General features: G+C 66.3%; 10 protein-coding genes. 6 read left to right on the forward strand and 4 right to left on the reverse strand.

Annotated features, from left to right (window positions below; all coding sequences use genetic code 11):
- The first annotated feature begins 21 nt into the window (after positions 1 to 21).
- The 6 genes from AC5P5W_RS07525 (at position 22) to AC5P5W_RS07550 (ending at position 6,988) form a co-directional block, all read left to right on the forward strand.
- Positions 22 to 582, forward strand: a complete 561-nt coding sequence (locus tag AC5P5W_RS07525; RefSeq protein ID WP_014647710.1) for an NADPH-dependent FMN reductase — start codon at positions 22 to 24, stop codon at positions 580 to 582.
- Positions 583 to 880: 298 nt separating this feature from the next.
- Positions 881 to 2,311 (forward strand): replicative DNA helicase, encoded by a 1,431-nt coding sequence (locus tag AC5P5W_RS07530; RefSeq protein WP_014647708.1) that lies wholly within the window; start codon positions 881 to 883, stop codon positions 2,309 to 2,311.
- 173 nt (positions 2,312 to 2,484) lie between these two features.
- On the forward strand, positions 2,485 to 4,728 hold the full coding sequence (locus AC5P5W_RS07535; RefSeq protein WP_197575119.1) for a TonB-dependent receptor domain-containing protein: 2,244 nt from the start codon (positions 2,485 to 2,487) through the stop codon (positions 4,726 to 4,728).
- Complete coding sequence (locus AC5P5W_RS07540) at positions 4,728 to 6,320, forward strand: alkaline phosphatase D family protein (protein WP_197575117.1); 1,593 nt, start codon at positions 4,728 to 4,730, stop codon at positions 6,318 to 6,320. Before AC5P5W_RS07535 ends, AC5P5W_RS07540 begins: the two co-directional genes overlap by 1 nt.
- A gap of 210 nt (positions 6,321 to 6,530) precedes the next feature.
- Complete coding sequence (locus AC5P5W_RS07545) at positions 6,531 to 6,743, forward strand: hypothetical protein (protein ID WP_032958903.1); 213 nt, start codon at positions 6,531 to 6,533, stop codon at positions 6,741 to 6,743.
- A complete protein-coding gene (locus AC5P5W_RS07550) occupies positions 6,740 to 6,988 on the forward strand; it encodes a hypothetical protein (protein ID WP_197575115.1) in 249 nt (82 codons plus the stop codon). The genes AC5P5W_RS07545 and AC5P5W_RS07550 overlap by 4 nt, the downstream gene beginning before the upstream one ends.
- Positions 6,989 to 7,136: 148 nt before the next feature.
- On the opposite strand, the gene lpdA is transcribed toward AC5P5W_RS07550, so the two are convergent.
- The 4 genes from lpdA to AC5P5W_RS07570 form a co-directional block, all read right to left on the reverse strand.
- Positions 7,137 to 8,573 carry a dihydrolipoyl dehydrogenase gene (gene lpdA, locus AC5P5W_RS07555; RefSeq protein ID WP_014647703.1) on the reverse strand — a complete coding sequence of 479 codons (1,437 nt, stop codon included), beginning with the start codon at positions 8,571 to 8,573 and terminating at the stop codon, positions 7,137 to 7,139.
- 63 nt (positions 8,574 to 8,636) lie between these two features.
- The gene (sucB, locus tag AC5P5W_RS07560) at positions 8,637 to 9,839 is read right to left on the reverse strand and encodes a dihydrolipoyllysine-residue succinyltransferase (RefSeq protein ID WP_014647702.1); all 1,203 of its coding nucleotides are present in this window, start codon (positions 9,837 to 9,839) and stop codon (positions 8,637 to 8,639) included.
- Between the two features lie 40 nt (positions 9,840 to 9,879).
- Entirely contained in the window at positions 9,880 to 12,711 is a 2,832-nt protein-coding gene (locus AC5P5W_RS07565) for a 2-oxoglutarate dehydrogenase E1 component (protein WP_495221008.1), read from the reverse strand.
- A 186-nt stretch (positions 12,712 to 12,897) separates the two neighbouring features.
- Positions 12,898 to 13,794, reverse strand: a complete 897-nt coding sequence (locus tag AC5P5W_RS07570; RefSeq protein WP_100450318.1) for a GNAT family N-acetyltransferase — start codon at positions 13,792 to 13,794, stop codon at positions 12,898 to 12,900.
- Between the last annotated feature and the right edge of the window lie 6 nt (positions 13,795 to 13,800).

Here is a 13,800-nt window from a genome sequence, read left to right on the forward strand (position 1 = left end):
CACCATGAGGAGTATGTCCCGATGTCCGTCCCCACCATCGCCGTGTTCGTCGGCAGCCTGCGCAAGGACTCGTGCAACCGCAAGCTGGCCCATGCGCTGGAGAAGATCGCCGGTGATCGCGCACGCTTCCAGTACGTGCAGATCGGCGACCTGCCGTTGTATGACCAGGACTTCGACGCGCAGTACCCGGCGCAGGGTACCCGGCTGAAGGACCAGGTGCGCGCCGCCGACGCGGTGCTGTTCGTCACCCCCGAATACAACCGGTCGGTGCCGGGCGTGCTCAAGAACGCCATCGATATCGGCTCGCGTCCCTACGGTGACAGTGCGTTTGCCGGCAAGCCGGCGGCGGTGATCGGCGCCTCCATCGGGCAGATCGGTACCGCCGTGGCCCAGCAGCACCTGCGCAACACCCTGGCCTTCCTGGACATGCATGTGCTTGGGCAGCCCGAGGCGTTCATCCACTTCAAGGAGGGCCTGATCGATGCCGACGGCACGATCCACAACGAGGGCACGCAGAAGTTCCTGCAGGGCTACGTGGACCGGTTCCTGGCGCTGATCGCGGTGCACGTCAAGGGCGATTGACGCCTGCGGGGTCGGAGTTCCCTGCGTCGCAGAGGGATCCGACCCCAACCACGCCCCGGGGTCGGATCCTGACGCGCAGCGACGGGCTCCGACCCGTGGCGCCTGATCTGCGATAATGCTCCGCTCGGGTGCCGCAATGGCGCCTGTCGCAGGCAGTGCGACGCCCCCACGCCAGTCTGGCCAGGCGCCGGCGGATATCCCCCGTTTCTCCACGGCTTATCCACAGGCTTGTCCATGGTCGCCGGGGTCGGCGCATGCCTACACTCGTCTGGCCCACTTTTGCAGGAAACACCGCAGCATGTCCGCTCGTCCCGGCTTCCGTTCCAACCGCAGAGAGCGCGGTGATGGCTTCGATCGCGATCGCGACGAGTCGCGCATCGACCAGTTGCGGGTACCGCCGCATTCGGTGGAAGCCGAGCAGGCGGTGCTGGGGGGGCTGATGCTGGCGCCCGAAGCGTATGACCGGGTCAATGACCAGCTGACCGAAGGCGACTTCTACCGTCGCGACCACCAGATGATCTATCGGGCGATCCGCGAGCTCTCCGAGCGCGAGCGTCCGTTCGATGCGGTGACCCTGGGCGAGTGGTTCGAGTCGCAGGGCAAGATGGAACTGGTGGGCGACGGTGCCTATCTGATCGAACTGGCCAGTACCACGCCGTCGGCTGCCAACATCGTGGCCTACGCCGAGATCGTGCGTGACAAGGCAGTGTTGCGCCAGCTGATCCAGGTGGGCACCGACATCGTCAACGACGGTTTCCAGCCCGAAGGCCGCGACAGCAGCGAGCTGCTGGCCTCGGCGGAAAAGAGCGTGTTCGCCATTGCCGAACAGGGCGCACGTGGTCGCACCGATTTCGTGGCCATGCCCGGTGCGCTGAAGGATGCATTCGAGGAGCTGCGCAATCGCTTCGAGAACGGCGGCAACATCACCGGCCTGCCGACCGGGTACACCGATTTCGATGCGATGACCGCCGGCCTGCAGCCGACCGATCTGATCATCCTCGCGGCGCGCCCGGCCATGGGCAAGACCACCTTCGCGCTGAACATCGCCGAGTACGCGGCGATCAAGTCGAAGAAGGGCGTGGCGGTGTTCTCGATGGAAATGTCGGCATCGCAGCTGGCGATGCGCCTGATTTCCTCCAATGGCCGCATCAACGCGCAGCGCCTGCGTACCGGCCAGCTGGAAGACGAGGACTGGAGCCGCGTCACCAGCGCGATCAAGATGCTGAAGGAAACCAAGATCTTCATCGACGATACGCCGGGCGTGTCGCCGGAAGTGCTGCGCTCCAAGTGCCGCCGCCTCAAGCGCGAGCATGACCTCGGCCTGATCGTGATCGACTACCTGCAGCTGATGAGCGTGCCCGGCAACAGCGAAAACCGCGCGACCGAAATCTCGGAGATCTCGCGTTCGTTGAAGGGCCTGGCCAAGGAATTGAATGTGCCGGTGATCGCGCTGTCACAGCTCAACCGCTCGCTGGAAACGCGTACCGACAAGCGCCCGGTGATGGCCGACCTTCGCGAGTCGGGCGCAATCGAGCAGGACGCGGACATGATCGTGTTCATCTACCGCGACGACTACTACAACAAGGAAAACTCGCCGGACAAGGGCCTGGCCGAGATTATCATCGGCAAGCACCGTGGTGGCCCGACCGGCTCGTGCAAGCTGAAGTTCTTCGGCGAGTACACCCGCTTCGACAACCTGGCCCACGATTCGGTCGGCTCGTTCGAATAACGGCCATGCCGGCCGCTGGCCGGCAATCGCCTTCCGGACGGTAAACCATTCGGAACGCAAGGATTCCGCATGTGGCGTGTAAATGACATGTAACGCGCCGCTTCTACGATTCCGCCGCTGCTGCCCTTCGACGCCGCCCTTCGGCGTCCAGCGTGCCCAAGGAATCCACCTCCATGTCGTCCCACGCTTCGCATCGCCGCAATCTGCTGGCCCTGCTGGTCTGTGCTTCGCTGCCGTCGCTCGCTGCCGCTGAACCCGCCCCCGCCTCCGACGCACCGTCGGCGACCACCCTCGATTCGATCTCGGTGATCGGCCGCGGCGAAGCCCGCCAGGTGCAGCGCGTGACCGCCGAGGACATGAAGATCCTGCCGCCCGGTGCGAACCCACTGAAGCTGCTGGCCAGCAAGCCGGGCGTTCACTTCGAGTCGGCCGATGCCACCGGCGCCTACGAATGGTCCACCACCATCAGCCTGCGTGGCTTCAACCAGAGCCGCCTGGGCTACACGCTCGATGGCATCCCGCTGGGCAACATGGCCTATGGCAACAGCAACGGCCTACATATCAGCCGTGCCGTGATCAGCGAGAACCTGGGCGGAGCCGAAGTGTCCACCGGCATCGGCGCGCTGGGTACGCCGTCCACCAGCAACCTCGGCGGCGTGTTCCAGTTCTATTCGATCGATCCGTCCACCGAGTACGGCGTGGTGCTGGCGCAGGGCTTCGGCAGCGACAGTGCGCGGCGCAGCTATGCGCGCCTGGAGACCGGTGAGCACCAGGGCTTTGCGGCCTACCTGTCCGGCGTGTACTCCGAAGGCGACAAGTGGAAGGGCAAGGGCTCGCAGGAGCTGAAACAGTTCAACGGCAAGGCCACCTACAATTTCGGAACGGACAGCAGGATCACCGCGCTGTTCAACGCCTCGCGCCGCGTCGAGGCGGACTACCAGGACCTGTCGCTGGAGATGATCAATCGCCTTGGCTGGGACTGGGACAACTACGCGCCGGACTGGGATCGTGCCGTCGCCGCCGCGCGCGGCAGGTTCACGGGCGGCGTCAACAGCCCCTGGGATGCGTACTACTCCGGCCACGGCCTGCGCAACGATGACCTGTCCAGCATCGCCGGCGATTTCGGCCTGAACGAGTCGATGCGGCTGAAGGTCAATGTGTACAACCACAGCAACCGCGGCCAGGGCCACTGGTTCAGCCCGTCCAATCCATCCAACCCGGGCACCAGTCGCGAGATTCCGATCTCGATCCGCACCACCGAGTACGCGATCGACCGTACCGGCGTGACCTCGGCGTTCACCTGGAACGTCGGTGGCCACGACCTGGAAGCCGGTCTCTGGTACGAGGACAACGGCCACAGCGTGCAGCGCAACTTCTACTACATCGACGGCCCGGTCACCGATGACTTCTTCCTGCGCAACCCGGACCAGCGCGTGTGGCACCAGCGCTACACCACCATTACCCGCCAGTTCTACGTGCAGGACCGCTTCCGCCTGTTCGATGACCGGCTGACCATCGACATCGGTGCGAAGTCGCCGCACACCCGCACCCGCGTGCGCACGCCACTGGGCAGCTATGCCAACAACAGCAGCCTGACTTCGAAGAAGGGCCTGCTGCCTCAGGCGGGTTTCAACTTCAAGCTCAACGAAGGCAACGAGATCTTCGGTTCGTTCGCCAGGAACATCGCCGCCTACGCGTTGGGCGTGGGCAGCCCGTTCAACGTGCCGCAGGCGGCGTTCGATGCCAGCGCGCAGGACTTGAAGCCGGAACAGTCACGCACCCTGGAACTGGGCTGGCGCGGCTACGGGAAGGGCTATGAAGCCTCGGTTGCGGTGTACGACGTCAAGTTCGACAACCGCCTGCTGGCGATCGCCCAGTGCGTGGGCATCCTCGGCTGCCCGGCGCTGTTCTCCAACGTCGGTTCGGTGACCAGCCGCGGCGCCGAGGCGACACTGCAGCTGAAGCCGATGCAGGACCTGGCCTGGTCCAACGCGCTGTCCTGGAATGACAGCACCTACGACAACGACTACGTGAACAATGGCGTGGTGCCGACCCGCGGCAAGAAGACCGTCGACACCCCCGAATGGATGTTCGCCAGCACCCTGGCCTGGACCCCGGGCCCTTGGGACATGCGCCTGTCGGCCAACCACGTCGGCAAGCGCTACGTGACCTATACCAACGACGAGTCGGTGCCGAGCTACTGGCTGGTCAATGCCTCCGTGGCCTATGACTTCGGCGCGCTGGGCCCGGCGCAGAACCTGACCATGGCGCTTAACCTGACCAACCTGACGGACAAGCGCTACCTGTCTTCGATCAACACCAACGGCACCTACGCCGCCGACCCGACCCGCAGCCTGGCGACCATGCAGGTCGGCGCGCCGCGCCAGGTGATGGCCACCGCCACCGTGCGCTTCTGATGCGCGGGCCTGTGGATCCGGAACGCCGTCGTCGCCTGCTGCGCATGGCGTGGCAGGGCACGGGGGCGGCGATCGCGCTGGCGGCGATGCCGGGGCTGGCCACGGCCGGCCCACGGCCGCGGCTGGGGCGTGATCCGTTCACCCTTGGTGTCGCCGCCGGTGATCCGGATCCACAGGGGGCCGTGTTGTGGACGCGGCTGGCGCCCGACCCGCTCAACGGCGGCGGCATGCCGTCGCGGGCGGTGCCGGTGCGCTGGTTCGTGGCCGAAGACGCCGGCATGCGCCGGCTGGTACAGCGGGGCGTCGCTGCCGCGGTGCCGGAGCTGGCCCATTCGGTGCACGTGGAGGTCAATGGCCTGCGCCCGGGCCGCGACTACTACTACCGCTTCGCCTGCGATGGCGATGAGGAAAGCGCGGTCGGCCACTTCCGCACCGCGTCGCTACCGGACACGCAGCTGCAGCAGCTGCGGCTGGCCCTGTGCACCTGCCAGGCCTGGAACAGTGGCTACTATCCGGTGCTGCGCGATATCGCACGGAGCGATGTCGACCTCGTGCTGCATGCCGGCGACTACATGTACGAATACAGCCCGCTGCAGAACGTGCGTGGCACCATGCTGGACGCGGCGCGTTTCAGTGGCGAGACGGTGAGCCTGGAGCGCTACCGTGACCAGTACGCGCTGTACAAGCTCGACCCGGATCTGCAGGCGGCCCATGCCGCACACGCCTTCGCGGTGATCTGGGACGATCACGAGGTGCAGAACGACTACTCGGGCATCCATCCGGAGAAGCCCGGCGTGTCGATCGAGGACTTCATCGTTCGCCGCGCGGTGGCCTACCGCGCGTTCTACGAACACCTGCCGATGCGCAGCACGCCTGCGGGCAATGGCGGCCTGCGCGTGCACCGGCGCCTGCGTTACGGCGATCTGGCACAGCTGACTCTGCTCGACTGCCGCCAGTTCCGCCCGGCCAATCCCTGCGGTGTGGGCGAGTCACCGCGCTGCGAAGCGGCGCTGGATCCGCGCATGAGCATGCTCGGCACGGGGCAGGAAGCGTGGTTCACGCAGTCGATGGCCGCCGCGCAGGGCACGCGCTGGAACGTGGTGGTGCAGCAGCTGCTTATGTCGCAGCTGCGGCTGGACGGCGGCACGCCACGCGAGCGCTTCTGGAACGACGCCTGGGATGGCTATCCCGCCGCACGCAGGCGTCTGCTGCAGGCGATGCAGGCAGGCGGGCAGGGCAACGCCATCGTGCTGGGCGGCGACTGGCATTCCACCTTCGTCAACGACCTGAAGCTGGATTTCGACGCGGCCAGCGCGCCGGTCGTGGCCACCGAATTCATCGCCCCGGCGATCAGCAGTGGCGGCGACGACACGCCGTACGGGCCGTACTACGGGCCATCGATTCCGCAGAACCCGCATATCCGCTATTTCGACGGCGACCGCCGCGGCTGGTGGGAGCTGCAGCTGAACCGGCAGACCGTGGACGCCGAGCTCCGCTTCGCCGACAGCGTGCTGCGCCCGGATGCCGCAGTGCGTACCGCGGCGCGATTCCAGGTGACCCATGGCCGCCCGGGCGCGGTGCAGCTCCTGTAGAGCCGAGCCTACGCTCGGCTGTCGCGCGCAGCGCGGGTTTTCTGTGATCGCAACGAAGAGCAGCCGAGCGCGGGCTCGGCTCTACAACGACGGCCCTGCACCGGATTTCATCGCCCCCAGCCCGGGTTTCGTCGCAAACCGTTTGCCGGCGGCAAGGGCGGGGCGCCAAGGTGTCCGCAGGCGGCAGGGTGCCGCCCCAAGGAGACCGTGATGAAGACCCTGTTCGCGCTCGGTGTGTGGTGCCTGCTGTTCGTGCTGTGCTGGCCGCTGGCGATCCTCGCCCTGATCGCCTGGCCGCTCGTGTGGCTGCTGAGCCTGCCGTTCCGCCTGGTCGGCATCACCTTCTCGGCGTTGTTCGCCTTCCTGCGCGCGCTGTTCATGCTGCCGGCGCGGTTGCTTGGCGGCCGGGCGGTTCCCGCATGAGGAGCGTGCTGCTGGCCGGTCTGGTCCTGTTGCCAGGCCCGGTGCTGGCCGCACCCCCGGCACCCCCGTCGGCGTGGCTGGAGCGCGAGCAGAGCGCTGCGGCTGACGAAGCCAATGCAGCGGCGGTCCCTGCGCCGAAAGCCGAGGCGCGCTGCCGGGTGGTCAAGCAATGGAAGGCCGGCGATACGGTGATACAGCACAGGGTCTGTGAGGATCCACCGAAGAAGCCGGCTGGAAAGGTGTAGCGCCGAGCCCATGCTCGGCGGCCTTTGCAGGGCAGCCGAGCGTGGGCTCGGCGCTACAGGGAAACGGGCAACAAAAAACCCCGCCGAAGCGGGGTTTTTCGTCTGCAGGTGAGTGCCGACCAACGGTCGGCACCTACCATGATGCCGATCAGTTCGCCTTGTGGATGGCGCGCTTGCTGACCGCCATCGCCGCGTCGTGGACCACTTCCGACAGCGACGGGTGGGCGTGGCAGATGCGGGCCAGGTCATCGGCCGAACCACTGAACTCCATGGTCAGCACGCCTTCGTGCACCAGCTCGGAGACGTTGGCGCCGACCAGGTGCATGCCGAGGATGCGATCGGTTTCGGCATGGGCCAGGATCTTCACGAAGCCTGCCGGCTCGATCATCGCCACGGCACGACCGTTGGCGGCGAACGGGAAGCTGCCGGCCTTGTACGGAATGCCTTCGGCCTTCAGCTGCGCTTCGGTCTTGCCGACCCAGGCCAGTTCCGGTTCGGTGTAGATGACCCACGGGATGGTGTCGAAGTTGACGTGGCCCGGCAGGCCGGCGATCAGCTCAGCCACCGCGATGCCTTCCTCGAAGCCCTTGTGCGCCAGCATCGGGCCGCGCACGCAGTCGCCGACTGCCCACACACCGTTGACGCCGGTGTGGCAGTGCGCATCGACTTCGATCTGGCCGCGCTCGTTGATCTTGACGCCGGTGCCTTCGGCCAGCAGGCCCTTGGTGGCGGCGCGACGGCCAACGGCCACCAGCAGCTTGTCCACGGTCAGGGTCTTTTCGCCTTCCGCGTCGGTGTAGGTGACGATGACTTCCTTCTTCTTGCCCTTGCCGGTGATCTCGGTCTTGGAGACCTTGGCATTGAGCTTGATGTCCAGGCCCTGCTTCTTGAATTCCTTGGCAGCCGCCTTGGCCACTTCGGCATCGGCAGCCGCCAGGAACTCCGGCATGGCTTCCAGGATGGTGACTTCAGCGCCCAGGCGCTTCCACACGCTGCCCAGTTCCAGGCCGATCACGCCGGCGCCGATCACGGCCAGGCGGTTCGGCACTTCGGTGAAGTCCAGGCCGCCAACGTTGTCGACGATGGTCTCGCCGTCGAACTTGGCGAACGGCAGTTCGATCGAATCCGAACCGGCCGCGATGATGACGTTGGTGCCCTTCAGCTCGACGATGGAACCGTCATGCTGGGTGACCTTGACCACGTTGCCCGGCTGCAGTTCACCGAAGCCGTAGTAAGCGGCGACCTTGTTGGCCTTGAACAGCATGCCGATGCCGCCGGTGAACTGCTTGACGATCTTGTCCTTGCGGCCAACCATCGCCTCGACGTCGATCTTGGCATCCTTGAAGCTGATGCCGTGGTCGCCAAAGATGTGGCCCATGTTCCAGAACTGGCGCGAGGAATCCAGCAGCGCCTTGGACGGGATGCAGCCCACGCGCAGGCAGGTGCCGCCGAGGGCCGGCTTGCCGTCCTTGCCCAGCGCTGCATCGATGCAGGCGGTCTTCAGGCCCAGCTGGGCCGCGCGGATGGCAGCGTGGTAACCGGCCGGGCCGGCACCGATGACGACGACGTCGAATTGTTCAGCCATTGAATTATTCCTTGATGCATTACCAGAACCCCTCCGCGCAGGCGCGGAGGGGCGGGAGGTGTCTTACAGGCCGAACAGCATGCGGCCCGGGTTTTCCAGCTGGTTCTTGATGTCCACCAGGAACTGCACCGAGTCCTTGCCGTCGATGATGCGGTGGTCGTAGGACAGCGCCAGGTACATCATCGGCGCGATCACGACCTGGCCGTTCTGGGCGATCGGACGCTCCTTGATGGCGTGCATGCCCAGGATGGCGCTCTGCGGCGGGTTGATGATCGGGGTCGACAGCAGCGAACCGAAGGTGCCGCCGTTGGTCACGGTGAAGGTGCCGCCCTGCAGTTCTTCCAGGCCCAGCTTGCCGTCACGGGCCTTCTTGGCGTAGTCGGCGATGGTCTTCTCGATGTCGGCGAACGACATGCGCTCGACGTTGCGCAGCACCGGCGTGACCAGGCCCTTCTCGGTCGAGACGGCGATCGAGATGTCCGAGTAGCCGTGATAGATGATGTCGTCGCCGTCGATCGAGGCGTTGACCAGCGGGAAGCGCTGCAGCGCGTTGGCGGCGGCCTTCACGAAGAAGCTCATGAAGCCCAGCTTGATGCCGTGTGCCTTGACGAACTCGTCCTGCAGTTCCTTGCGCGCCGCCGACACCTTGGACAGGTCGACTTCGTTGAAGGTGGTCAGCATCGCGGTGGAGTTCTTCGACTCCATCAGGCGCTCGGCGATGCGCTTGCGGATGCGGGTCATCGGCACGCGCTCTTCCGGGCGTGCGCCACCGGCCTTGCCGGCGCCGCCGTTGCGGGCGAAGTTGACGATGTCTTCCTTGGTGACCGCGCCGCGACGGCCGGTGCCGTCGACATCGGCCGGGTTCACGCCTTCAGTGATGGCGGTGAAGCGGGCGCCCGGCGGCAGCGCATCGGCGGCCGACTTGGCGGCCGGGGCCGGCGCAGCGGCAGCGGCCGGAGCCGGAGCGGCGGCGGCCGGAGCAGCGGCCGGAGCGGCCTCGGCGGTCGGTGCCGGAGCAGCTGCAACGGCGCCTTCCTCGATGATCGCCACGACCTGGCTGGAGGTCACGGTCGAGCCTTCGGCGAACTTGATTTCCTTCAGCACGCCGTCGACCGGCGACGGCACTTCCAGGACGACCTTGTCGGTTTCCAGGTCAAGCAGGTTTTCGTCGCGCTTGACGGCGTCGCCCACCTTCTTGTGCCAGGTGGCGATGGTGCCGTCGGCGACGGATTCGGGCAGTACCGGGGCTTTGACTTCGGTGGCCATTGCGGGAGCTTCCTGGTTTGTCTTCTAAATAGGGGGAGGATTATTCAGCGAACGTGTCGTTGAACGGGTTGACCAGTGCGTCGGCGATCAGCTGCTGCTGCTCGCGGACGTGGTCAGCCATGTGACCGGCAGCCGGCGAGGCCGAACGTGCGCGACCGGCGTAGTGCAGGTTCTGGCCATCGGCCAGGCAGAACTGCAGATGGTGGCGGATCTGGTACCACGCGCCCTGGTTCTGCGGTTCTTCCTGCGTCCACACCACGTCGGTGGCCTTGCCGTACTTCTTCAGTTCGGCCGCCAGCAGCGCACGCGGGAACGGATACAGCTGCTCCACGCGGATGATCGCCACGTCGTCCTGGCCACGCTTGATCTGGTCCTCCAGCAGGTCGTAATAGACCTTGCCCGAGCACAGCACCACGCGCTTGACCTTCTTGGCGTCTGCGTTGGCGTCGCCGATCAGGTGCTGGAACTCGCCGTTGGCCAGCTCGTCCAGGGTCGACACGGCCAGCTTGTGGCGCAGCAGCGACTTCGGCGACATCACCACCAGCGGCTTGCGGGTGGTCATGTGCAGCTGGCGACGCAGCATGTGGAAGGCCTGGGCCGGGGTCGACGGCACGACCACCAGCATGTTCTCCAGCGCGCACAGCTGCAGGAAGCGCTCCAGGCGCGCCGAGCTGTGTTCCGGGCCTTGCCCTTCATAGCCATGCGGCAGCAGCAGGGTCAGGCCGGAAATGCGGCCCCACTTGGCTTCACCGGCGGCGATGAACTGGTCGATCACCACCTGGGCACCGTTGGCGAAGTCGCCGAACTGGCCTTCCCAGATGCACAGCGTGTTCGGATCGGTGGTGGAGAAGCCGTACTCGTAGGCCATCACCGCTTCTTCGCTCAGCAGCGAATCGATGACGGTGGCCTTCTCCGGCGAATCCACCAGCTGCCGCAGCGGCATGTAGTAGTTGTCGGTCTTCTGGTCGTGCAGGATCGCGTGGCGATGCGTGAACGTACCGCGGCCCACGTCCTGGCCGACCAGGCGCAGTGCATGGCCTTCATCGAGCAGGGTGGCGTAGGCCAGGTTCTCGGCAAAGCCCCAGTCGCCCGGGATCTCGCCGGCGGCCATCTTGCGGCGGTCGTCATAGACCTTGGCCACGCGCGAGTGCAGCTGCACTTCATCGGGAATGGTGTTGATCAGCTTGGCCAGCTCGACCAGCTTGTTCTTCTCGACCTTGGTCGAGACCGGGTCGGACAGCTTGCCTTCCAGCAGCTTCGGCCAATCGACGAACAGCGGGCTGCTCGGCGGGGACTTCTCGACCTTGGCCAGCTCGGTGGTCACTTCACCGGCGTCCAGCTTCTCGCGGTAGGCATCGACCATCGCCTTGCCGGCGCCGGCGGCGATCACGCCCGCCTTTTCCAGCTGCTCGGCGTACATCTCGCGGGTGGTCGGGTGCTTGCGGATCACCTGGTACATCAGCGGCTGGGTGATCGCCGGTTCGTCGGCCTCGTTGTGGCCCCAGCGGCGGTAGCACATCAGGTCGATGACCACGTCCTTGGCGAACGTCTGGCGGAATTCGAAGGCCAGCTGTGCGGCGAACACCACTGCTTCCGGGTCATCGCCGTTCACGTGCAGCACCGGGGCGGCAATCATCTTCGCCACGTCGGTGGCATAGCGCGTGGAACGCGTATCCAGCGGGTTGGACGTGGTGAAGCCGACCTGGTTGTTGACCACGATGTGCACGGTGCCGCCGACGGCGAAGCCGCGGGCCTGCGACATCTGGAACAGTTCCATGACCACGCCCTGGCCGGAGAAGGCCGCGTCGCCGTGGATCAGGATCGGCATGACCTGCTTGCGTGCAGTGTCCTTGCGGCGCTCCTGGCGCGAGCGCACGGAACCGGCCACGACCGGGTCGGCGATTTCCAGGTGCGACGGGTTGAACGCCAGCGCCAGGTGCACCGGGCCGCCATCGGTGGCGACGTCGGCGGAGAAGCCCATGTGGTACTTCACGTCGCCGGCCGAGGCGTGCTCGTCGTGCTCGAACTTGCCTTCGAACTCGTCGAACAGCTTGCGCGGGTTCTTGCCCAGGGTGTTGACCAGCACGTTCAGGCGGCCACGGTGGGCCATGCCGATCACCACATCCTTGACGCCATCCTTGCCGGCGTTGCGGATGATGGTGTCCATCATCGGGATCAGCGAATCGCCGCCTTCCAGCGAGAACCGCTTCTGGCCGACGTACTTGGTGTGCAGGTAGCGCTCCAGGCCCTCGGCCGCAGTCAGGCGCTCCAGGGTGCGGCGCTGGGTGTCAGCGTCCAGCTGGTAGTTGCCACCGGCGGCTTCCAGCTTCTTGTAGATCCACTGGCGCTGCTCGACCTCGGAGATGTGCATGAACTCCGCACCGATCGAGCCGGTGTAGGTCGCCTTCAGGCGTGCCAGCAGGTCGCGCAGCTTCATGCGCGGCTGGCCGCCGACGCCGCCGGTGCTGAACTCGCTGTTGAGGTCGGCATCGGACAGGCTGTGGAACGGCAGGCCCAGATCCGGGGTATTGACCGGTGCGGCCAGGCCCAGCGGATCGAGGCGGGCGTCCAGGTGGCCGCGCGAACGGTAGGCGGTGATCAGACGACCGACATTGCGCTCGCGCTCGTCGCCTGCACCGTTACCGGTACCGGCCTTCAGCGCATCCTTGGCCGCGTCCGCAATGTGGGAGATGACGGCCGAGTGCGGAATGTCACCTGCTTCGCGGCCCTTGAAGCCGTCGAAGTAGGTTTTCCATTTGGGATCGACACTATCCGGGGAGACCAGGTACTGCTCGTACAGGTCCTCGACATAGGAGGCGTTGCCGCCGGCGAGTTGCGAAGATTGCGCAAACTGCTTCAGTTGATTGTCCACGATGGAGGGTGTTGATTCGCTTTGTGGGGTATGGCTTCAGAAGGACCCGGCAGGAAGATGAATAGCCCTGCGCGGGCGCGTTCAAACAGCCAAATTGTACCCCCAACCGGACACGAAGGGGCACCACCACAGGTATCCCGCGTCCGCCGATGCCGGTTCCAGACAGGTTCGGTCGGCTGTGCCGACTCAGATGCCGAGCGCACGCAGTTCGCTGCAGACGCGCGAACGGTCCCAGACACGCTGCAATTGCTGCTCGAACGGCTGCGAACGTGCTGGCAGCGCGATGCCGGCCTCGCCGTCGAGGCGATGGCCGATCAGACGAAAGTAGAAGTCGCCCGCATCGTTGAGCAGGCAGGCCGAGGCCAGCGCGCGGTCGACCGGATCGCTGACCTCGCGGAACTGGATCACGCTGGGCAGGCGCTGGGCCAGCGCCAGCAGCGGCGACCCGGCAGACGCGATCGCGGCGGCGTCGTGCACGATCACCCGCAGCTGCTTGTCGTGGCGGGCGGTGACGAAGCGGCGCAGGGCGGACTGTACCGGGGGCGCATCGAGCAGCCCCGGGTCCAGTTGGCGGCTGTGCAGCCACAGCTGGCGACGGGCGCGGTGGATGATGGCCGTGGTGATCGCCACCGCCTCGGCGCGGCTGTCGATGGCGCTGGCCACGCCCAGCCGGCGGCGCATCTGCTGGTGTCCGATGCCGGCTTCCTCGAACACCTCGCCCTCGGGCAGGAAGCCCTGGCGTGCATAGAAATCGCGCGCGGGCAGCTGGGCGTGCAGGTGCAGTTCGGCCAGGCCGAGCCGGCGCCCGGCCTCGACCAGGGCCGCCAGCAGGGCCTCGCCGACCCCGTTGCTGCGATGGGTGGCCAGCACGGCCATGCGGCCGATGCGGCCGTCCGGGGCCAGCCTGCCGGTGCCGACCGGCTGGCCGTCACTGTCCAGCGCCAGCACATGGGCACTGACCGGGTCCAGCGCATCGCGTTCCAGCTCGGCGGCGATGCCCTGTTCCTGCACGAACACGCGTTGGCGCACGTCGTGGATGGCAACGTGGGCGTCGGCGTGGCTGACCTGCTGGACCCGGATCATGACGAT

This window comes from Stenotrophomonas sp. YJH_SMC_123, from assembly GCF_059368215.1.

Bases quoted from the DNA above. Each gene is read 5' to 3' on its own strand.
- AC5P5W_RS07525 (WP_014647710.1), top strand. From the start codon at position 22: ATGTCCGTCCCCACCATCGCCGTGTTCGTCGGCAGCCTGCGCAAGGAC.
- AC5P5W_RS07530 (WP_014647708.1), top strand. From the start codon at position 881: ATGTCCGCTCGTCCCGGCTTCCGTTCCAACCGCAGAGAGCGCGGTGAT.
- AC5P5W_RS07535 (WP_197575119.1), top strand. From the start codon at position 2,485: ATGTCGTCCCACGCTTCGCATCGCCGCAATCTGCTGGCCCTGCTGGTC.
- AC5P5W_RS07540 (WP_197575117.1), top strand. From the start codon at position 4,728: ATGCGCGGGCCTGTGGATCCGGAACGCCGTCGTCGCCTGCTGCGCATG.
- AC5P5W_RS07545 (WP_032958903.1), top strand. From the start codon at position 6,531: ATGAAGACCCTGTTCGCGCTCGGTGTGTGGTGCCTGCTGTTCGTGCTG.
- AC5P5W_RS07550 (WP_197575115.1), top strand. From the start codon at position 6,740: ATGAGGAGCGTGCTGCTGGCCGGTCTGGTCCTGTTGCCAGGCCCGGTG.
- lpdA (WP_014647703.1), bottom strand. From the start codon at position 8,573: ATGGCTGAACAATTCGACGTCGTCGTCATCGGTGCCGGCCCGGCCGGT.
- sucB (WP_014647702.1), bottom strand. From the start codon at position 9,839: ATGGCCACCGAAGTCAAAGCCCCGGTACTGCCCGAATCCGTCGCCGAC.
- AC5P5W_RS07570 (WP_100450318.1), bottom strand. From the start codon at position 13,794: ATGATCCGGGTCCAGCAGGTCAGCCACGCCGACGCCCACGTTGCCATC.